This window comes from Cyclobacterium roseum (assembly GCF_010119225.1).
GTDB lineage: Bacteria > Bacteroidota > Bacteroidia > Cytophagales > Cyclobacteriaceae > Cyclobacterium > Cyclobacterium roseum.
On record NZ_WNKF01000012.1, the window covers coordinates 108,588 to 130,664 of the forward strand.

Annotated in this window: 18 protein-coding genes; 16 read left to right on the forward strand and 2 right to left on the reverse strand. The window is 43.6% G+C overall.

The genetic code is table 11. The annotated features are described in order from the left end of the window. Window positions 1-4 precede the first annotated feature (4 nt). The 12 genes from GJQ68_RS16680 (at window position 5) to GJQ68_RS16735 (ending at window position 16,066) form a co-directional block, all read left to right on the forward strand. The gene (locus GJQ68_RS16680) at window positions 5-457 is read left to right on the forward strand and encodes a hypothetical protein (protein ID WP_162418438.1); all 453 of its coding nucleotides are present in this window, start codon (window positions 5-7) and stop codon (window positions 455-457) included. 37 nt (window positions 458-494) lie between these two features. Further along, complete coding sequence (locus tag GJQ68_RS16685; RefSeq protein WP_162418439.1) at window positions 495-1,853, forward strand: DUF5458 family protein; 1,359 nt, start codon at window positions 495-497, stop codon at window positions 1,851-1,853. 117 nt (window positions 1,854-1,970) lie between these two features. Next, window positions 1,971-2,360 (forward strand): type VI secretion system tube protein TssD, encoded by a 390-nt coding sequence (tssD, locus tag GJQ68_RS16690; protein ID WP_162418440.1) that lies wholly within the window; start codon window positions 1,971-1,973, stop codon window positions 2,358-2,360. 94 nt (window positions 2,361-2,454) lie between these two features. Beyond that, window positions 2,455-2,844, forward strand: a complete 390-nt coding sequence (tssD, locus tag GJQ68_RS16695) for a type VI secretion system tube protein TssD (protein WP_162418441.1) — start codon at window positions 2,455-2,457, stop codon at window positions 2,842-2,844. Window positions 2,845-3,092: 248 nt separating this feature from the next. Next, window positions 3,093-4,886 (forward strand): type VI secretion system Vgr family protein, encoded by a 1,794-nt coding sequence (locus GJQ68_RS16700; protein ID WP_162418442.1) that lies wholly within the window; start codon window positions 3,093-3,095, stop codon window positions 4,884-4,886. A 2-nt stretch (window positions 4,887-4,888) separates the two neighbouring features. Beyond that, a complete protein-coding gene (locus GJQ68_RS16705) occupies window positions 4,889-6,235 on the forward strand; it encodes a hypothetical protein (protein WP_162418443.1) in 1,347 nt (448 codons plus the stop codon). A 3-nt stretch (window positions 6,236-6,238) separates the two neighbouring features. Further along, window positions 6,239-10,321 (forward strand): DUF6531 domain-containing protein, encoded by a 4,083-nt coding sequence (locus tag GJQ68_RS16710; RefSeq protein WP_162418444.1) that lies wholly within the window; start codon window positions 6,239-6,241, stop codon window positions 10,319-10,321. Beyond that, a complete protein-coding gene (locus tag GJQ68_RS16715) occupies window positions 10,315-10,596 on the forward strand; it encodes a hypothetical protein (protein WP_162418445.1) in 282 nt (93 codons plus the stop codon). The genes GJQ68_RS16710 and GJQ68_RS16715 overlap by 7 nt, the downstream gene beginning before the upstream one ends. Before the next feature lie 666 nt (window positions 10,597-11,262). Next, on the forward strand, window positions 11,263-12,018 hold the full coding sequence (locus GJQ68_RS16720) for a hypothetical protein (protein WP_162418446.1): 756 nt from the start codon (window positions 11,263-11,265) through the stop codon (window positions 12,016-12,018). A 723-nt stretch (window positions 12,019-12,741) separates the two neighbouring features. Continuing rightward, a complete protein-coding gene (locus GJQ68_RS16725) occupies window positions 12,742-13,503 on the forward strand; it encodes an energy transducer TonB (protein WP_162418447.1) in 762 nt (253 codons plus the stop codon). A gap of 5 nt (window positions 13,504-13,508) precedes the next feature. Further along, on the forward strand, window positions 13,509-14,336 hold the full coding sequence (locus GJQ68_RS16730; protein ID WP_162418448.1) for a hypothetical protein: 828 nt from the start codon (window positions 13,509-13,511) through the stop codon (window positions 14,334-14,336). A 215-nt stretch (window positions 14,337-14,551) separates the two neighbouring features. Beyond that, window positions 14,552-16,066 (forward strand): IS1634 family transposase, encoded by a 1,515-nt coding sequence (locus GJQ68_RS16735; RefSeq protein ID WP_162418449.1) that lies wholly within the window; start codon window positions 14,552-14,554, stop codon window positions 16,064-16,066. On the opposite strand, the gene GJQ68_RS16740 is transcribed toward GJQ68_RS16735, so the two are convergent. Further along, a complete protein-coding gene (locus GJQ68_RS16740) occupies window positions 16,050-16,190 on the reverse strand; it encodes a hypothetical protein (protein ID WP_162418450.1) in 141 nt (46 codons plus the stop codon). The genes GJQ68_RS16735 and GJQ68_RS16740 overlap by 17 nt on opposite strands. A 68-nt stretch (window positions 16,191-16,258) precedes the next feature. Next, complete coding sequence (locus GJQ68_RS16745; protein WP_162418451.1) at window positions 16,259-17,008, reverse strand: helix-turn-helix transcriptional regulator; 750 nt, start codon at window positions 17,006-17,008, stop codon at window positions 16,259-16,261. Between the two features lie 658 nt (window positions 17,009-17,666). Between GJQ68_RS16745 and GJQ68_RS16750 the strand changes: the two genes are divergently transcribed. The 4 genes from GJQ68_RS16750 (at window position 17,667) to GJQ68_RS16765 (ending at window position 21,966) form a co-directional block, all read left to right on the forward strand. Continuing rightward, window positions 17,667-18,323, forward strand: a complete 657-nt coding sequence (locus GJQ68_RS16750) for a collagen-like protein (protein ID WP_162418452.1) — start codon at window positions 17,667-17,669, stop codon at window positions 18,321-18,323. 337 nt (window positions 18,324-18,660) lie between these two features. Then, a complete protein-coding gene (locus tag GJQ68_RS16755) occupies window positions 18,661-18,939 on the forward strand; it encodes a hypothetical protein (protein WP_162418453.1) in 279 nt (92 codons plus the stop codon). Window positions 18,940-19,665: 726 nt separating this feature from the next. Then, the gene (locus tag GJQ68_RS16760) at window positions 19,666-20,106 is read left to right on the forward strand and encodes a GPW/gp25 family protein (RefSeq protein WP_162418454.1); all 441 of its coding nucleotides are present in this window, start codon (window positions 19,666-19,668) and stop codon (window positions 20,104-20,106) included. A gap of 6 nt (window positions 20,107-20,112) precedes the next feature. Beyond that, entirely contained in the window at window positions 20,113-21,966 is a 1,854-nt protein-coding gene (locus GJQ68_RS16765; protein WP_162418455.1) for a type VI secretion system baseplate subunit TssF, read from the forward strand. Window positions 21,967-22,077 lie beyond the last annotated feature (111 nt).

The window sequence follows — 22,077 nt, forward strand, 5'->3', positions numbered from 1 at the left end:
TATCATGGCAGTCGAAAAATACAGTATAGGCGGAACGGTTTTGGAAAACGAGGCTTTTGAAGCCTTTGCCGATATTCCCCAAAACAGGGTGCTGCTGGCAGAAAAACTTTCAGCCGACACCCCCATTAAACCGGAAATAGTGAGCGGGCTGACCAATATCGGCCAGGTGTTCGACCATTTCAAGCCCAAGGTGGAATTGGAAATGGAAACGGAGGAAGGGACCCAGCAAAAGGAAACCATGCATTTCAGAAACCTGGGAGATTTTGGCATTCGGGGGATCACCCCTCAAAGTAAGCTGCTCAATGACCTGACCCTGAAAAGGGAACAATACCTGAAAATCGTCAAACAACTCAAGACCAACAAGCTGCTGAAGCAGGTGCTGGCTGACAAAGACCATAAGGATAATCTGATCGCCGCTTTAAATGCACTGGTGGCAGAGTTGGAATCCGCTGGATAACCCAACTATAACAAGCTTCACTTAAACCAATCAAACCATGGATACTTCAACTTCTTCCTCATCAGCCCCACAAGCCGACTTGCGCCAGCAGGAGCAAGCCCTTCAGACGGCCACCCATAACCTGGAAAAATTCGGCGGTTTCGACCTGCTGGAAACCATGATCGATGGGGTGCAAAATGTAAACCCAGACCGAAAAGCAAGAAAAAATATTTTCGTTTCGGAGCCCTCCAAACGTAATGAAAGGATTGAGCTAAAGAAAAAATTGGAATGGTGGGTACAGGTGCTGGGGAGTTCAGACGAAATCTCCGACATGATCCAGGCTTGTGAAGAAGCCGCTGAAAAATCAGAGGCCCTTTTAAAGAAAAACATGAAAAATGCCATCGTGCAGACCAAGGAGCTGGAAAGGTCCTATCGGTCAGTGGCACTGTTTTATAAAAATACGGAAAGTACCAAAGTCAAAAATATTTCGCTGATCAATGCAGAACCAGACCAGTTGAAGGACCTTGACAATACCCGTTTCATCGATGCCATTCACAACGAACTGGTGGAGAATTACGATCGGCTGGACCTACGAAACAACTACAGTTTGTTGATTCTTCCAGGCTATTTAGGTTCCAATATGGTCGTGGAAAAGTGGGCCAAGCTGGCCTATGAAAACAAGGTCTTAATGGTTACGGATTTTGAGAACCTGGACCAGCCGGATGATGTGATGGAGCTCTTTGAAATTGCCAACCTGACAGGAGGGGATAATTTTCGCTCCAATACCATCATGACCTGCAACTGGCTGGTAGGCCGGGGCAGGTTCAGCGAGGTAGGTGAAGAAGATGACCTGCTGGTGCCACCAGCGGCCGCCCTGGGAGGGAAAATTTACAATACCCTGATGTCTCAGGTCACTGCCGGTAAGAAATTCGGCGGTATCAATGAGGTGGATGGGGTGAAATTTGACCTGAAAAAAAGTGAGATCGCCAAGCTTGAGAAATTGGGTCTGGTGCCCATGGTCAAGGAATATGGTAAGGTCATGGCCTTTTCGGCAAAGACCCTCTTCAATGGGGACAACCTGGGGCTTCAGACTTATTCTGTGGTGAGGGTTTTCGATTATGTGTCCAAGGTTATGATGGATTTCCTCAACCGCAGGGCATTTGAAAATTTTACCGCCAGCACCAGAAAAGAATTGATGGGACAGATCGTCAAGTTCCTGGACAGCATCACAGGCCCCACCAAACTGATAGAAAACTTCTCCATCAAGCGCTTCGAACAGGACCCGGTCCAGAAGGACCGAATTTACCTGGACATTCATATGAAGCCCTATTTTCCGGCTAAGTCCTTTTTGATCAAGTTGGACGGGCAAAAAGGCGATGATGGCACCGACTGGGACTCCGAATATGCCCAGCAATAATTGGTATGGCCGCCATGAGTTTCAATTCTTTTAAAAGGAACCAGTTGGGGATTTACAGGCCAATCACCTGTAGGGCCCAGGTTATATGTAATCTTTTATCCATTAAAATCAAAAAACATGTCATTTAAAGCCAGATTAAAAGTGGCAGGTGCAGACCTGCCCGTATTGGACACTCATTATGAGTTAAAAAGGAATACCGATGCCACGGGTCGTCCCTCTGAGGATGTTCGGGGTGGTAAAATCACCATCACCGTAGAATCTACCGGGGAGACCCCATTTTTCGAATGGATGTGCAACAGCTTCGAAAGAAAGGATGGAACCATCACTTTCACCAAGCGGGACACGGATGCGACCATGAAAGAACTTACCTTCTCTGAGGCCTATATGGTTTCTTATTCGGAAAGTTTTGACAGCGAGAGTTCCAGGCCCGTCAGGGAAACGTTCACCATCAGTGCCAAAAGCATAAAATTGGGGAACGGCGAACACAAAAACGAATGGCCGGTATAAGCAGCAGGTAAGGGGGAAGGCAGCTTCCTTCCCCCTTTTTAAGTATTTGATTCAACCCTATCATCAAGTAAACTTATATTCAACCTCCCCAATCATGTCATTCCGAGCCATACTAAAAATAGACGGAGAAGAGTCCAAGGTGCTCCATTGCGCCTACGCTTTCCGTAAAATCACCGATGCCACGGGAAAACCCACCTCCATTCCACAGGGAGGCATGGTTTCCATCAAAATTGAAAGCAATGGCAAAACCAATTTTTACGATTGGATGATCAGTTCCACCCAGGTGAAAAGCGGTGACATCACCTTTTTCCGCAGGGACGAAATGAGCAAGCTTAAAACCCTGGAATTTATTGATGCCCATTGTATCCGATACCGGGAAACCTTTGATCATGAAGGGGAGAATCCGATGTTGGTCGAATTAAAACTCAGTGCCAGGGAATTGAAACTTAACGATTCCATATTCCAGAACAACTGGCCGGAATAATAGGCTCCAAACCCTTGAGGTCTTTGAGACCTCGAGGGTTTAAACCTCTTTTGAATTAGACCTTCGAGGTTTTCTGAAGCTTCAAAGGATGGTCTGGGACGATAAAGACCTTCGAGGTTTTTTGAAACCTCAAAGGTCAGGGTCTTCAAACCTTTGGGGTCTTTGAGACCCCGAAGGTTTTCATCATCAAGTTAAATAAGGCTCCAAGGTTTTTTGAAACCTCAAAGGTCAGAACTTAAAACTTTATCATGGCACAATTTGTAATCACCAGCATCGAAATCGATGGAAAGCCGCTGAAGCAGTTTTCTTCACTGAGCCTTAGCCAGGAGATTTCTGCGCACCATGCCTTTTCCCTGGTCTGTCCATCCGAAGCGGTGGATGGGGCCAAAGGGGCCGTCTTTGAAAAATCAAAGAATTGGGTGGGGGCTTCCATTTTGATCCAGGTGAAAGCAATTGGCCTTGCCGGCAGCCTGGAATTTGCCGGGTTGGTGACCCAGGTGGAGGCTTCCCGGTTTGCAGGCCATGCAGGAGACCTTATCATCAGTGGTTTTGGCCCTACCATTCTTATGGACAATGGCCCCCATTGTCAGACCTGGGAAAAAAAGGGCATCAAAGACATTGTAGGAGAGGTGCTCCAACCGTTTCCGCAGAACTTACTGAAAACCCAGCTGGACCCAGCCTTTTCGGATAAGCTGTCTTACACAGTGCAATACCGGGAAACCGCCTGGCAATTTTTAAGGCGCCTCAGTGCCGACCATGGCGAATGGCTGTATTATGAGGGCACCAAATTGGTGCTGGGCCTGGAAAAGAAAGACAGCATCAGCCTGGTCTATGGCAACAGCCTGAACAGCTTCAACATGACCATGCAGGTAAAACCTGCCGGCTTTAAGATGATGGCCTATGATTATATCAACCATGAGGTGTACAACGGCTCCCCCAGTGGCACGGCCGACAAAGCAGGCTTGAGTGATCTTGGGAAACATGCCTTGCAGAAAAGTGAAGCATTTTACACCGACCAGCCCAAACAATGGCACAACCATTTTCTGACCAGCAAAAAACAACTGGACGATCGGATTGCCACTCGGGCAGCCACCCAGAGCAGCAATATGGTGCGCATCAACGGCAACAGCAACCATCCGGGTGTGCAGGTGGGCGCCACCATCAAGGTGGGCGGAAAGAACGTCTTCAGCCTGGCCGATGAATCTTTTGGGGAATACACCATCATCTCCGTGAATCACCACTGTGACGGGCAGGGAAATTATTCCAACGATTTTACCGCCATCCCTGCAACGGTAAAAATGCCGCCGGAAACAGCCTGTCCCGAACCCTACTGTGAAACCCAAAGTGCCCTGGTGACCGACAACCACGATGAGAAAGGCCTGGGCAGGGTAAGGGTAAAGTTCCACTGGATGGAAGGCAATGAAAAAAGCCCCTGGCTCCGCGTCACCAGCCCCCATGCCGGTGAAGGCAAAGGGATTTTTTTGATGCCCGAGGTAGGAGAGGAGGTAATTGTCGGCTTCGAGGGCGACAGCCCCACCAAGCCCTATGTGATCGGCAGTGTCTACCACGGCAAAGCCAAGTGCACCTTCAGCAACGGCGGCAACGATGTCAAGGCCTTTCAGAGCAAAAGTGGGAATAAACTGGTGCTGAATGATAAGGACAAAAGCGTAATGGTGGAGGATGCAGAGGGAAATAAGGTGATGATTGATGGAAAGGGAAATATCAGTATTTCTTCCTCAGAGAGTATCAAACTCAGTTGTGGAGACGCTATTTTGGAAATGAAGAAGGATGGGACGATATCCATCACCGGCAAGAAGGCAGTGGAGATCAAATCGGATTCCCTCATTAAGGCAGAGGCAAAGACGGTAGAGGCGAAAGCGGATCAGGAACTAAAAGTAAATGGGGGAGCCAAAATCTCCATGAATAGCTCTGAAATAGAACAAACAGCGGACGTCGCTTTCAAAGTATCCGGTAAAATGGTAACTGTCGAAGGTGCGATGATGACGGATATAAAAGGTGGTATGGTTCAATTAAACTGTTAATCATGAACGAACACAATCCCATAGCCCATTTAGTTACCAAACTTCAACAAACCTGGATAAAGGAGGTTTCCTCCAACGAAGAACTGGCCTTGGTAAGATGGATGATTTCACCAGAAGAGGCCAGGCTTTACGAAGGATTTGTTCATTTGGAGTCCACTCCCCAGGGTGCCATTCCCGAAGTGTTTATTGTTTTGATGTGTCCTTTTGTTTCTAAGGGCAGCTTTACCCGGGATTTGATCCAAACCTGGGTGGAAATGGCTGAAAAGGACCAGAAAACCAAAGAAGCCCTGAATGCCCATGGAAACCCGTTTAATTGGGATACGACACCATTCAATATAGAAAAAACCGTAAAGGAAGAGGAAGCCAAATCGCTATTTTTCGAACTAATCGACTCCTTTAGAAAGGCGAGTGGTATAGAAGACACTTTGCTGAACGTGGTTTTGATGCCCTATCAGATTGCAGATATCCAGGCGTATGGTAAATGGTTGGAAGCCCTGTATTCAGCTGAGTTTCCAACTTATCTAAGATGCTGCATTTTTGACTTAAAAGAGGAACGATTTTTTGATCCGTTGATGAAGCAATTGGATCCTACCTATGTCAAGACGCTCGACCCGGACCTGGATTATCAGGGTGCTGTGCAGCAGGTCATGCGGTCTGGTAATCCCAGTCAGCCCGGAGTCAAATTACAGCGCTACATCTATCAAATGTCACAGGCCACTGCCGCAAAAAACCTGGACAAATTAAACCAGCTGGGAACCTCCTGCCTGAAGGAAATGCGCAAGTCCCGGGAAAAAGTATTGTTGGCCACTGCCCATATCGCCTATGCGGGCATGTTGTTTCATTTCAAAGCCCACCTGCAGATTCAGGACCTGTTAAGGCAGGGGCTGAGCATCACCCAAAACGGAGCAAGAGAGGGGGATGTTACCTGTCAGGCCTTGGTGTTACAGTACTATAATTTTCTTGGTTCCAGTCAGCAATTGTCCAAAAAGTACCTTCCTGCCATTAATAGTTACCGAAAAGGGGCAGAAGCCGCTATTGAGGCAGGGCAGTATATGCAGGCAGTAAACAGTTTTCGATTGGCCATAGATTTGGCGAAGAAATACCAAGCCGAAGCTGTTCCTGAATTTTTGGAAAAAGCCTTTTCATTGAAGGACCACTTGAATGAAGACGAAATCAAATTGAGTGGATTTTTGATGCTGGCCAAGACCTATTGTGATTGGCATAAATACAAAGGTGAGCCGCAAAAAGCGGTTGAAGCGGACAACAACATGACATCACTTTTTGGTTCGTCCTGGAGAAGTATGGCAGAAGAACCGGTTCCTGAGGAATTCCAACCCAACTATGCCTAGGCCATGTTACTCGCAAGCACCCATCAGGACATCATTATAGGGCTGGACATACATATTGTCATGGTTCCCAGCCCGGCAGGGCCTATACCCACCCCTTTGCCGCACCCCTTTATCGGTTTTGTGTTTGATCCGGCAGACTTGATTCCCATGTTGGGCGCCACGGTTTCTGTAAATTATAAATGCAGGGGTTGTAGCTTTACTACAGGCATGTTGGGAACAATGAAGCATTTTCCCATGCCTCCCGGCGCTGCCTTTACCCCTAAGCCCATCGGTCATGATGCCTATAAGTTTTTTGGAAGCCTGCGGGTCAAGGCGGAGGGAAATCTTATTGGGGTATCTCCTTTTATGGTGATGTCATGCAGCGATGTGGGCATGCCGATGAGCATTACCCCTGGGAAAAACTTTAAACCCGTACCCACCACTTATTTACCTACCTCCGCCTGTGTTCCCATACCTACCGGCAAACCGGTCATGGTAGGGGGACCCTATGTTCCGGACCTACAGGGATTGTTGATGGCCATTGTCATGTCTTTTGGTATGGGTTCTTTGATGAAGGGCGGAGGAAAGCTACTTAAAGGGGCTATGAACAAGGCCAAGGCAATGGGAAAGTGGATAAAAGAAAAAGGTATAGCATGGAACAAAAAATTAAGGGCAAAAAACACCAAATGGTCAAATAAAAAGGCCGATGTGTTGTGTAAATTTGGATTTGAACCGGTGGACCTCATTGCGGGAATCGTATTTTTCACGGCAGAAGATTTTGAAATTGCGGGGCCCTTTGCCCTGAAATGGGAGAGAAGCTATTACTCTGATTCCACTGTGGTGGGTGCTTGCGGACATGGGATGCATACCAGCTATGACATAGGCTTGGAAGCGCATCCGAATGAGGGTTACGTGATGGTGACCTTACCCGATGGAAGACCGGCCATTTTTGAATGGCTGGCTGAGGAAAAGCAGTCCTTTTATAATGTCATGGAAAAGATGACCCTGACCCGAACCATCGATGGATTCGAGCTGAAGGATCATGATAAGAACATTACTTTTATTTTTGAGCAATCCGGTAAAGCCAATTTCAGACCTCTCCGAATTACTAACCTGCAGGGCTTTTCCATTCAATACCGTTACGATAACCAAGGCAAATGGACAGGCCTGACAGATACTGTCGGTAGGGAAATTCACTTTGAGTTTTCGGATCAGGGATTTATTTCCCATATATATGCCACCTATAAAGGGTTGCGGAGGGAGTTGGTAGAGTATGCCTATAATGAGGCTGGGGATATGGTTCAGGTGAAGGATGCCTTGGGCAAGTCCACGGACATTCGGTACGAGAATCACCTGATGGTGGAAAAGAAGGACCGCAACGGGGATATTTTTTACTGGGAATACGAGGGGGAAGGCAGGGAAGCCAGGTGCGTGCATACCTGGGGAGATAAGGGCCTTATGGAAGGTTGGATCAACTATGGGGACGGCTGCAATGAAGTGACCAATTCCTTAGGCGAAACCAGCCTTTATTATTTCGATGAAAACAACCTGTGTACCAAAATGGTCGACCCCCTGGGCAATGTCAAGGAGTTTATCTATACGGAAGACATGAAACTGTACAGGGAGGTGGATGAGGAAGGCCTGATTACGGGGTTTACCTATGATGATCAGGGCAACCTTACTTCCCTCCGGAAACCAGATGGGGCCACTCAGCATTATCTATATGATAAAGAGCAAAAGCCTCAGGCCGTGATCAGCGAGAGCGGAAAACAAACCTTGTATACCTATACGGCGGATCAGTTGATCAAAACCATGTCCTATCCGGACGGAAGGTTGGCAGAACTGAGCTACAATGAAAACAAGCAGCTGTCTCTTTTGCAAACCAGTGATGGAGAAGTATTAAAGTTTTATTATGATGGCGACCACAACCTGATAAAAATGGTGCTACCGGGTGGTAGCGAACAGCAATGGCAATACGATCCCTGGGGAAGGTGTGTCGCCGAAATCAATCCCGAGGGACAAAGCAAAACCTATGAATTTGACCCCCTTGACCGGGTCATTCAGATCAAAGAACCGGATGGCAACAAGGTAGCCCTGTCTTACGATGCCTATGATGAATTGGTGCAGGTACGGGACAAGCAAAGAAAGGTAGATTTTGTCTACAATGCGCTGGGCAGCATGGTCAGAAGGGTGGAGGCCGGCAGTGCCATATCTTTTCATTACGATGGCCAGAATAGGTTGACCGGACTGAGAAACGAGCACAGTGAGTGGTACCGGTTTGTGCTGGATCCTATGGGAAGGGTGGCAGAGGAAATAGGCTTTGACGGACTCCAAAGATCCTACCTTAGGGACAGGGCCGGCAAGGTGCTCCGCATCAACAGTCCCGGAGACCGCTGGACAGATTACGAATACGACCTGAATGGACAGGTAATCCGCAGCGAGTATTCGGATGGAAGTTGGGAGGCCTATGGCTATGACCGGGAAGGCCTGTTGATAGAAGCCGTCAACGGAAACAGCCAGGTAGTCTTTGTTCGGGACAAGTCCGGGCGTGTGATTCAGGAGATCCAGGATGGACACCTCGTGGAAAGCGGGTACAACGAAAAGGGATATAGAACAACGGTTAGCAGCAGTTTGGGTGCCGATATCCGGACCGAATGGGATGCTGCAGGCAGCGTAAAGCAAATGAATGCCCGCCATGCTGAAAGCGGGGAGGATTGGGAAGCCCTACTGACCCATAACCACCTCGGCCAGGAGCGGACACGGAAGATAGGGGCGCTGGAAAATGAATTTACCTATGACAAGGCTGGCCGGGTGGCAGGACAACGAACCTCTGGCAGGGGCAGCACCCACTTTCACAAAAGGTACCATTGGGGGATCAATGACAAGCTTCGGCGCATCCATGATTTGATGGACCACAGCTGGCAGGCCTTTGAATACGATGCGGTGGGCAACCTTGTCCAAAGCCTGACAGGTCTTGGCACAGAGGACAATTATTTCCGGGATGAAATTGGAAATATCTTCCAAAAGGCGGACAGAAGCGATAGAAAATATGACAAGGGGGGTAAGCTGGTTGCCAAGGGAGCTACCCGGTACAATTACGATGAAGAAGGAAATTTAATTAAAAAATCCACCCCCGAAGGAGATTGGTCATTCCAGTGGAACGGAAACGGTTCGCTTAGGGAAGTACTCCGTCCGGATGGAAGAACTGTGGGTTTTGAATTCGATGCCCTGGGCAGAAGAACCGCAAAAATCTTTCAGGGCAAGCTTACCCGATGGGTTTGGGATGGGAATGTGCCCTTGCATGAATGGCAGTATTCGCTAAAGGAGCGGCCAAAATCCGTACTGGATGCTGATGGCCTGTTGACCAAAGACCGGGAAGAACCGATCGAAAACCTGATCACCTGGGTATTTGATGAGGGCAGTTTTAAGCCTGCTGCAAAATTGGCGGGAGGGGAAGCATTTTCCATCATAAATGATTATCTTGGTACACCCAAGCAGGCCTTTGACCGGGAAGGTCAAATGGTCTGGGACTGTAAGCACAAGGCTTACGGGGAGGTAGCTTCTTGTTATGGCGAGGTAGGTTTTATCCCATTCCGTTTTCAGGGCCAGTACCAGGATATGGAGACGGGCTTGTACTATAACCGCTTCAGGTATTATGCGCCTGAGGAGGGAATGTATGTGAGCCAGGATCCGATCGGGTTGGGAGGGGGGAATCCGACTATATATGGGTATGTTTTTGATCCAAATATCCAAATGGATATTTGGGGTCTGATGTGTGAAAGTGCCGCTAAGAAGGGATATACCACAATTTATAGAGCTGTTTCACAGGCAGAAATAGATGACATTGCGAAATTTGGTCTTAGAACGAAGGCAGGAGGGTATGAAACAGGGAAATTATTTGCTCCAACACTTAAGGAAGCAACTCAATTTGGTAAGTACAATTATGGGTTAGATAAAATACCTTTCACTATAATTAAAGTAGAAGTTCCTAACAGTGTTATGGATGATGCCACCAAATTTGTTGCTGATGGTATGAACGCTATTGCAATTCCTGCAAATCATCTAAATTTGTTAAAAGCTAAACCTTTAAACTATTGCCCGTGGTAAAGATAAAAGCACATATAAAATTGTATGAAAATGGTCGAAAGACACCGTTTACCAGTGGATATAGACCTTTATTTAATTTTGTTAAAGAAATGAAAACATCAGGTAGAATTGATTTGATAGATAGAGAACAGTTTTGCCCAGGGGAAGAAGGTGAAGTTGAAATATTATTTCTAAACAAAGTTTACTTAGGTAATGATTTTGATATTGGAAAAACATTTCTCTTTGGGGAAGGTACATTTACCCTTGGAGAAGGTACAGTAGAAGAAATATTGTAGGCAGAAGACATATATAGTTGGTTTTTTGTCATATTTTGTGCTATGTATGGCAATAACTAATGGGGCGAAAGCTTTTTTCTCCCAAAATGAATCCAAATATAAGCGTGACCAAAGTTAAGAGGAATTTGAAGGAAGTTTGCGGAAAATTATAATCCCCATCCTTTGTAAAGATTTGACTACACTTTTTTAATACTTACTTGAGAAGTACTCCAGGAATATTCAGGATGCCAATATTTTTTATCTAAATCCTAAGGCTTCAATCAATTAGGCTTACAAGTGTCGTAATGTCAAAAATGATCTGGAAAAGTCCTCATAAGATTTCTTCCTGCTGTAAGAGAAATGAAGTTTAATCACCTGGTATCTATAAATGTGGCTTAACGGCCATTACTGGCAATGCTATTAAGTTAAGAAAAAAATGGCCTCAGGAGCTAAAATAAACCGGTTTTTCTTATGAAAACCGGCCTACTTTAAGTAAATTATCTTGTCTTAAACATATAGCTATGAAGGTACAAAATACCAACCAAAACACGACGGATATATCTTGGGATTGTCCGAAAAAAAATCTTTGAAAAATTACAATCGACTGAAAATCAGACCGGTGACTGTTCGGATCCTGCTCATTTTTCCAGGTCTTCCCTGCTCTACTTCCAAACTGTAGTACTTTCGGTGCTCCAACTGTTCAAAGAATCCGCCGATTCTGATACCGAGGATGTCCTTTCCAAGTTGAGGAAACAAGAAGTTACCGGAAGTGCTTTCTATCAGGCAGGCTATAAAATTGAATTTCAATTTTTCTCTGATTTCTGTGCTATCAGCTCAGATGATAATGATAGGTTTTCCACTGCCAGATGGAAGGGGTACAGGGTCTTTGGCGGCGATGGAAGTACGCTAAACCTGCCAGCATCCAAGCAGATCAGAGGGTATTTTGGAGTTCAAACCAATAGTTTAAAGACCTCTCTGGCAAGGATACTTCTTGTCTATGACGTACTTACTGGCCTTACGCTACAGGCAAGACTCGGAAGAATGAGTACCGGCGAATCCGGCTTACTCGGTGACTGCCTGTTTGAAATTCCACCCAGGCCGTATGACCTGCTGGTGCTGGACAGGATCTATCAGGAGTTTCATGCCCATATCCTGGCCATGAACCTGGTGGCACTTGCCGGTTTAGCTGCTACTGAGCAGATCGAAAAGAAAAGTAGAAACAGCAAAAAGAAACGGAAATTGATGTGCAAATTCAACTGGAAAAAATCTTTTCTACAACTCAGAAAAAGGATTGTGGAGTTGTTCAGCAGAGAAAGTGTGGAAAAAATACTGGAAACCCTGGTCAACAAGATAGCCCAAAAGCTGGTAGCAGTAAAGAAGGGAAGGAAATTTTCTAGAAAGGGTCTGGGAAAATCGGCAAGGACTAACCAATACTATAAATAGCAAAAAGCGGAAGGAAAGAGAAGAAAATACAACATATCGCACCAAAAATTGACACCTGCTTCAGGAGTAAGGAATAGTATGCCCTAAACCTGATAAAATACTTGAAACCGGTATGGGAAAATCAAAATTATTTCATTTTGAAACTAAAATAACAAACCAAAAAGCATAACTTAATAGTATTGTGGGTTCCCGTCAGCCAGGCTGTAAACATCATAAATTACCCCGTGCATCCGCTTGAAGTTAACTTTCTGCTTTCCTGATTTGTTAGCTTTCAGATTTGGTAAATGGACTTTTAGGCTTTTAGATCCGCTCAAAAAGTGGCTTTAAATTTTGCTATCCCTGTTGAAGGTTGTTCTGACCAGCCACATACATTTCGTCCACGCTTGGTTTATTCACCATGCTTATTGTAGCAAACCTAAAGCCCTTGTTCCCCAGGGAATGTGTAGAATTGAGGAATAGCACAATATGTTGTTTCCATACTCGGGTGATAGGTAACATTCGCCAGCGGTACGGATATAGAGTTAAAGAAGTCAATGGAAATCCATCGTATACGTAGAGAAGTAAGCTTAGCTGAAATCCCCTACATCCGTGCTTGATAAATTAAAAGAACCTGACTAGAATTAATGATTTGATATTCAACAATTTGTCATCGAAAAAAGTTGATTTTTATGTACAATTTAGTATTTTTATACTGTTAATATATTAAAACATAAATTCCAGGCCATGATATGTTTTTTTATTAGATCGTTTACATTTTCCATTTTTACCTTGGGTGTGGTGTTGTCATTGGGTGCACAGACCCAGGAATTTAGCTATTTAAACAAGTTTAGGTATCCTATTTTGGATACGACAAAACACCATCCAAAATATTATCAACAATCTTTTGACAATCAAGACAGCCTGGTGGCAGGGATATATACCCTGGACCACACTATTGTTAGTAAAAAAATTGTTTTTTTTGACGAGGAAAAGAAAGAAACGCTGCGTAAAGTATTTTTTTATGATTCATTGGGTAACGTAGAAACCTATAGAGAAATAGATTCTGTTTTGGATTATGAATTTACAATTGGTTTTTATCCCAATGGTATTGTGAGATCAAGGAAGGTATCCCGGTCAGGGGAAGAAGTAAAAGCCGAATTTTTTGATGAGATGGGAAATCCTACAGATCCCCCCAAAGGAGTTATGCCTATCCCCTACGGCGGGAAAGTAGGTTGGAATAATTATTTGGATAAGAACCTGGAATTCCCTCTAAATGCCTTGTACAGGCGAAAGGGCGGAACGGTCTACATTTATTTTCATTTGGATAAAGAGGGGAACATCATAAATCCCGAAATTATGAATCCAGAACAGGTCTATCCCTCCCTTGCCGAAGAAGCCCTACGGGTAGTAAGGGATTACCCCCACAAATGGACACCCGCCCAGGAGGACGGTGAAAACATTCCAATTGCTATGCGCGTACCTATAAGATTTGGCAGGCCAAAATAGTAAAAATGGATTGCCTTAACTCACGATTAAAATTAACAATAAGAATTAATATTATGGGTAGTAATGAGAATTTCATTAATAAACATTTTTCAGCAATAATCACTGGTATTATATCAGTTGCTGCAGTTTTTATTTCCTACTTTGAATATCACCATTCTGTTAATAGAACAAAGAATGAAGAAGATATGCGGAAGCATGAAAATAAAATCAACAATGAATTTCAGAGTCAGGGGCTCTCTTTAAGACGTACAGCGCGAGAACAAGCTGAAAAACTTAATCTTCTTGATTTTATAATGTCTAAGCGAGATCAAATCGAAAAATTTAATTCCGATCAAAAACAGGGATTAATTGATTATATGCTTTTTGCTTTTGATAACGAACAAGTAGAACGAATGGTTATATTACTAAGTGTTGAAGAAGGATTTTTTAGCACCCAGCAGGCTGATGAGACGACAAAAACAGTAAAAAAATTGAACGAGCAAAGCTTGAAGGAATTGATTAAACCAATTAGTTCAAATATTAATTCCTCAGAAAAAATCTATCGATCATACAAAGATGGATACGAATATCAATATGCAACCGATCTATATAAATTGAATGCAAAAAATATTGAAATATTAAACAATAAAAAAGACTTAATACCACTTGATCTTAGGGAAGAATCCGAACTTCTTAAAACTCATTACAGTGCTTGGAATAAAGAATATTTGGAGAAAAAAAGGTCATATTCTCAGGAACCGAAACCTGATGAAAGGTTTCAAATTATTCATTCTGAATCTACATTTCCAATAGTTGCTGCTGAGCGGTTTAAATCAAAAAATAACGAAAACTAGAGTTAATCGGATAGACGGTCCTGCCAGATTCCTTTGCAGTGTTACTAAGGTAAGGGAACGGGTAGTCATTTTATCCAGGGAGGATATTAAATTGGCTAGCAGTTATTTTCTCCTGTTTTGTGCGGTATGCTTTTAGGTGATTTTTATTTAATTGATTATCAAAATGTTAATAGGTTTTGATTCGCAATTTTGGGTGACCCGGCTTATTTTAGGGTATGTTTGTGCGCAAGAAAAAAAATAAGAGTGGCTCGGTCAGTGTTCAGATTATTCAAAAAATCGGCCGAAATAACCAATTAGTCAAAACCATCGGCAGTGGTATAGACCCGGATCAAATCAGATTATTGGAAAGCCAGGCTCATTTAGAGATCTCCAAGATAAAAGGTCAAAAGGCTCTTTTTGAAAGCAAAAGAGACCGGGACATGCTCGAGGCATTATCCTCACTCGCCAACAGCGAGGTAGAACTTTACGGACCCGAAAAATACCTTGGTGGCATCTACTGTTCGATAGGTTATGATAAAGTAGGTGACAGTGAGTTTTTCAAGGAACTGGTCATCAGCAGACTGGTCTATCCCGGGAGTAAACTCAAGACCGTTGATTACTTACGCAGGTATAAGAGCCTTGACATCAGCGTTTATGCTGTTTATCGTTACATGGATAAGCTTCAAAATCATTACAAAGATCAGGTTGAACAGCTTACATTTAAGCATTTCAAGAAAGTACTCGGCGGAAAGATTGGAATGGTTTTTTACGACATGACCACGCTGTATTTTGAGACTCCCGACGAAGATGATTTACGGAAAATCGGTTACTCTAAGGATGGCAAGCATCAGCATCCGCAGATCAAATTAGGAGTACTTGTCGGTAAGAGTGGCTTTCCGATAGGCTATGACATTTTTGAAGGCAGCATCTATGAAGGGCACACCTTGATACCGATGCTGGAAAAAGTTGCTAAAAAATTCAATATCGAACGTCCTGTTGTGATAGCAGATGCCGGATTACTGTCCAATAAGAACATTGCCGCTCTCATTAAATCGGGATATGAATTCATATTGGGAGGCCGTATAAAAAATGAATCCGATGATATCAAAAAGCAAATAAGCGAACTGCAAGTCGATGAATCCTCCTCCTCCGAGATACGCAAGGATACCCACCGATTGATTGTGAGTTATTCGTCCAAAAGGGCAGCAAAAGACAGGTTCAATCGGGAAAGAGGACTGACGAGGCTGGAAGAAAAAGTAAAGCGTGGCAAGCTGGACAAAAAAGCCATAAATAACCGTGGCTATAACAAGTACCTTAAACTGGAAAAAGAGGTTAAGGTCAGCATTGATTATGACAAATATGCCCAGGATGCGAAATGGGATGGCCTTAAAGGTTACTTGTCAAATACCAAACTAAAACGCGTCCAAATTATTGACGCATACAATAACCTGTGGCATATCGAGAAGGCATTTCGGATATCGAAGACTGATCTAAAAATAAGACCCATATATCACAGGATACCAAAGCGAATAAAAGCACACCTATGCATCTGTTTTGTAGCTTATGCCATTTACAAAGAGTTGGAAAGAATATTGGAAAAGAAAAAGGCAGAAATATCGGCTACCAGAGCCGTAGACCTTACCAAAAACATGTATCAAATAAAAACAACACTTCCAGATTCCAAACAACCAATCAAAATACCCTTAAAAATGACAGAAGAACAGGTATACCTCACTAAACTATTAGAATAACGTTTTGGGTGACCCATCGCTCAAAACAGGTGATAATTTCCAGGATAACGGTGGCAAACAAGCTGTAGAGCAGGTATACGAATACCAATCCTATAAAAATATCGAGGGCTACATTTCCGGTCATATAAGTGTTTGTTTACCGGAGCAAGTTAAAAAATGGGTATTCCTTATACCATACTGATTTTTAGTTATTTATTCTACCATGGCCATTAGCTCTGCCGTATTTTTTGCGCCGGATTTCTCCATCATGTTCTGCCGGTGCTTGTTTACCGTATGAAAGCTGATGTGCAACCTGTCAGCAATGCATTTACTGCTATAACCTTTTTTCAGCAAGACAGAAATCTCCCGTTCCCTTTTGCTGAAGTGGGGTTGATGGGATTGGCAGGCTTTCGGACAGATATCCTGGGAATAGGAACCCAGCAATACGGTTGCGTGGATCGATTTTTTGACTTGTAGGGAAGAAATGTCACTATAAATGCTGAGCAAATAACTGCATTGATAGCGTTCGGGTAAGTAAAAGGTGTTTTGTTGCAGAATTTCTTTTTCCCGACCATTTGGCAGCTTTACAGGAAAGCAAAGGTTATAGTTACACAACTGATTTTCGCTTTTGTATCGATTTTTAATATGTTCCCAAATGGATTCGATGGTGGATGTTACTTCGTCCTGGTAAATGGACGGTATCATCGGCACAAACCAGGATGGCCCCGGGTATAGCAAGTGTCGCGGATGGATACCAAAAAGAGCTTCTGCATTTTCGCTGACCCATCCCCATTGGTTTTTTAATAGGTCCGTGACCATCCAGACACAGGGTGAAGCCTGAATGAATGAGGATAACTCAATAGAGATTTTATTCCAGTCGGGATCATTTTTGGCTTGCGTAAAGTGGAGATCGGAGAACAATCCCTTCGTAAAACTTTCTGAGTAGGTTTTACAACGTTTCATAGGCATGCATGTTGGTAAAAAGTGATCTAAAACTGACTCCCGATAAAGAATTTAAGCGTTTTTATAACAAAACAAATGAAATACAAATACGAAAATGTGTCATTAAGTTAAAAAGACTTTTTTAATAATCCATGGAAGGCGTGCAAATATTTGCGTTTTATAGTAGTTCACCATCCCATGGAAGTGATTGTGAACGTGAATGGTAATTTCAGCAAAGGTTTGCCAGTAATAGTTAATATAAGTTAGTTATCAGAATCCGAAGGAATCCTTACCCGGATCAAAAATGATTTTATTATACAGTTTATTTTAGGTGATTTTTTTAGCAAATCACTACCGGCAGATCAAAAAGCGAACCGCATCCATTTAGGAATCAGTCCATTTCTACTGTTAAATATCCAGGTAGTTGGGCCTGGCCCAAATCAGGCAACCGTTTTTTCCTCCTCCCCCTGTTAAAAGGCTATTTCGAGGCTGCTAATTAGATATAATAGCTGCCGTTTCTTTTACAGTTTTTTTCATTCAATCATTTTAGAGAATTAAGCCGTCCTTTTTTGATTCGGTAGGTCAATGCATTTTCCAGGTAACAATTATTCGGAGATTGGATATAACTGCAGAATAGAAACCATTTTATCAATTATCTTATCACTTAAATTTTATTCCCATGAAAATGAATGAAATCATCGATCAAAAATTACGGAATTTTATGACTTTTGCTCTTGTAATAAGCTTATGTTGGTCATGTGACCTGTTTGAAGGTCCTAAAGGCGAACCCGGAGAAGTAGGTCCGAGAGGTGCACAAGGTGAAATGGGGCCGGTTGGTCCCCGGGGGGAGAGAGGGGAGCCGGGACAGCGAGGCGAACCCGGAGAAATTGGTCCGGTTGGACCACGGGGAGCTCAAGGCCCCAGGGGTGAAAGAGGGGCTCCTGGAAATGCCAATGTAAGGGAATATACCTTTGATGGCCATGATTTCACTGAAAGTGAGAGTTACGAAATGCTTATTCCAATGTCTCAAAGTGATTTTAGGAATAGAATTTTCTATACTTATATGCGGAGGGGTGCTGACTGGTACGTTTTGCCGAATTATGGATTACTGGGAAGAACTTATTACAGAACCTTTCACCGGTATGTCGAAAACAGGAATTCGGCCAGGATAAGTATATCTCGGGTAGTAGAAACTGGTGTAGGAGAAACCTACAGTGAAATAAAGGTAATAGCAATCGAAACCACCCCAGCAGTTCGATTCCAACTCCCTGTATTACCTACCGTTGATATAAGGGACTATAATCAAGTCGTTCGAGGAGTAGGGTTAGCAGAATGATTGAAATTGACTCTTATAAATTTATGTAAAAAGCCGTTATGATTAACGGCTTTTTTGGTTAAAATTTCAACATTTGGACAAGGCTAAATTGCTGTCTACAGGAGCGAACTTTCCTTTCAACATGATGTATCTAGGCGGTTAATCATACGGTAGCGATAGCTAAACTTGGAACCCATTTGTTATAATCAAAATAACCTTTGAGCTAATGAAGATAAGATTGCTATCATCAACTGATCTTTCTCTTTGAACTTGCAATTACTAGCGGGTAACAACAGAACGCTTTTCCCGATCTACCAGTAGAAAATTATTTATCATCCAAACCCTAACGACATCCATCATGAAATCGACCTTGACGGAGGAGATACAAAGAAAGATGATTATATACCGTCCGAAATTCTTCGAAAACGTACTCGGGACAGGCCATGTGACCTTCAAAAATCAAATCAGTATTCATAAAAGAAGGCTGTTCAGCGATATTCAAATGATATTGACTTTTGTAGGTTCCATTGGTTTGTTAGCGGCTTGCCCAGGTCCTGAGCAGAAGGAAAAAGCGGCTGTTTCTTACGAGAACCTTCATTTACCAAACGAGGATTTCTCTTTTGATGAGCTTGACTGAAAAATCTCTATGAAGCCGATCCATAAACCTAACCCCATATTTTTTTAGCTGGGATCGGTAACAAACTAGGAGTAAACCGGATATGCAGTCAAAGAAAAGGAATTTTTAACATTAACCATCAAAACCATGAAAAATGCCGCCTCATACCTCCGTAATCAAATAGCAATGGCCCTTATTATCATCTTCAGTTCCCTGCAATGGGGCTGTATAGAAGAATTGGAACCAAGGGAGCCGAGAAGCACCCAACCCGCGAAACGACCATCAGTAACTTCACCAGAACCGGGAACCAGGAAACCGAATCCAAATCACCTTCCGAATCGCATACCTACCGAAAGACGGTTGGAGGAATAATGTGGGGCCCGGAAAATAGAAATGCAAAACGGCAAGATTTTTTGAACTTTTTTAAGCAGTCCTTGAAGGCTAGAACCTTCAAGGCTTTTTTAATAAAAAAACAACCATTGTGTGGACGTTTTCATACATACCTTATTCCCTTGTAGAGGAGTCACGAAAATTCAATTCATCTTTTTAGTCGTTTTTTTATCTAGATCCCATTCAAATAGCTAGTTGGTTTGAACCCGGGTCACGATAGCAATGCAACTCTTTTTGATGGCTTATTCATTTTTAGTCCTTTGAAGTTCATTTATAATTTTCCTAAAAACCGATAATTTCTTTCCAATTCGGGTAACAGTAAGGCCAGTAGGTGGATATAGGTTCAAAATTGCTGTAATGAAAAACCAATTCTACAAACTTCCCCTGTCTCTTGCCGGAATCATGCAGAAAAAAGATCACCGGACCTGTACCCTGGAGCAATCCATTGCCCAGCACCTGCACCTGATCATTACCACCGCGTTCGGTGAGCTGCCCGTGGATGAAAATTATGGCTGCTGCATCTGGGAATTTGATTTTGACAATATTACCAGCAGCCATAAAATCAAGGAATATATCAGGGAATCCCTTTCCGAGGCCATCGTCCGCTATGAAAGACGCCTGGATAATGTTCGGGTAGAGCTGGAAATCGGACAGGAGGAGCAGGCCAGTCCAAAAAGTGGATTTCGGGTGAAGAAAAAGATTACCATAACCATTACGGGATGGCTCCACGCCACGAATGAGAAATTCATTTACGAAGACAGCATTTTTACGGGGCCTTTGTCTTACCAATTGATTTGATCCGCCATGTTGGAATCCAGAGAACATATCAAAACCAGAATGCTGAAGCATGCCGCCAGAATGTGGGGATACACTGAAACCCAGGTAGAGAGTAATTTTGACCCCCTGGTGGGCCTCTTATTGGAGGCCTGTGCGACAGAATTGGAGAAGGTGTCTTCGGATATCCAGGCCTCCCGATCAAGGATCATGGAGCGCCTGGTAAGCCTACTGTCTCCTGAGACCCTTACCGGTGCACTTCCTGCTCATGCGGTGGCCAATGCCATACCTTTAGAAAACATTGCCCTTGCAGACCCGGACATGCAATTTTATACCCGGATCAAACTAAGCAGTCGGGGTGAAAACCAGGATTCCCAGGGGAAAGACATTTACTTTTCCCCTACAGCCCACTACCAACTCAACAAAGCTACGGTCCGGTTAATGGTCATTGGGAATCAATTGTACAAAACCGCCGGCAATCACAAAGAGGTAATGGCTACCGCAGCCCAGGTACAGTCCAGTGACACGGTTTGGTTAGGTATCGACCAACCCGAGGTAAGCCTTCACCGAACCGCTTTTTATTTTGACTTCCGGAATGAAGCCGATAAAAAGTTGTTTTACCATCAGTTGCCGAACGCCAAATGGTATTTTAACGACCTTCCTTTAGCACATTCCCCTGGAATGGAGCATGCAGAAAAGGCCGGAGAAAAGCGAGGATTGATAGAATCAGACCCGGCCGAAGGGGTGCTGTTAAAGCAAGTAATGGCGGAAACCAACCGATTTTACCAGCCCTATTTTATAACCCTTTTGGACTCGGAAGGCGAAACTGTTTGCAAGGAAAATTTTCCTTCCGAAGACGTTTTAGAAAACTTTCGGGGAAAGGAAGTGGATGAATGGAAAAGTGAGCCAATACGATGGGTAAAAATCCGCTTCCCTGAGATAGTGTCTGGTACTTTATTGAAAGACCTCGTTTGTACCATGAACTGTTTTCCGGTGATTAACCGGCAGCTGCATGAAATCAATTTCCGGATGCAAGACATTATGAACGTCGTCCCTCTTTATTCGGAGGACCTGTTTTTTGATCTGGAGAAAGTACATACGGATGATAATCAGCCCCTTTCTTCTCTTTCAGATGGAATTTCAGATGCCTCGTCTCCCGTGCTATTAATGCGGCAAGGAGGCATTGGCCGATTTGATGAGCGGGACGCAGCAGACATCATCGATTACCTTTTACAATTGCTCAGGGATGAGCGGGCCGCTTTTGCCATTATGGACAATGATTTTGTAAATAAGGAAATGAAAAACCTGAAACAGGTAATGAATAAACTGGAACAAAGATTAGAAGCCAGTAGTGTACAAAAAGGATCGAAGCCTTATTTGGTTATTCAGCGTGAACAGCACCAGACCAAACCAAATTTAACGATTCAATTTAGCAGTACTTACGGGAGGCTAGCCAACCATATTAAACCAGGCACCAGGTTACTTCCCTACAATGGAAGTTCATTTATCAGCAACAATGTCATGCTGGTCAGTCAAACGATAGGTGGGAGAGATAAATTGTCTGCTACAGAAAAAGTTATGGCTTATAAAAGTGCCCTTTTATCCAAAGACAGGTTGACAACAGCGGCGGATATTAAAGCCTATTGTGAAAGTAAAATGGGTCATCGGGTAGGGGATATTGAAATTCACAAAGGAATTTCCATACTCCCTAATACCAGGCAAGGGTATCAAAAAACGATAGATGTAGTCATTACACTGAGTGAAGAAATCTATGGCAGCATGGACCAATCCGGAGAACTGGATTACTGGAGGGCCTACCTTACTCAGGAATTGGAAGAAAAGATGATGATATGGATGCCAATAAAAGTGATTTTGAAAAGATGAAATTGAGCCCGCCTGGAGTCAGACCGGCATGACGAAAACGTCACACAGAGGGGTGATTATTAATCTTGCGAAGACTCCATCTGACCATTACAGGCAATCGTCAAAGATTCC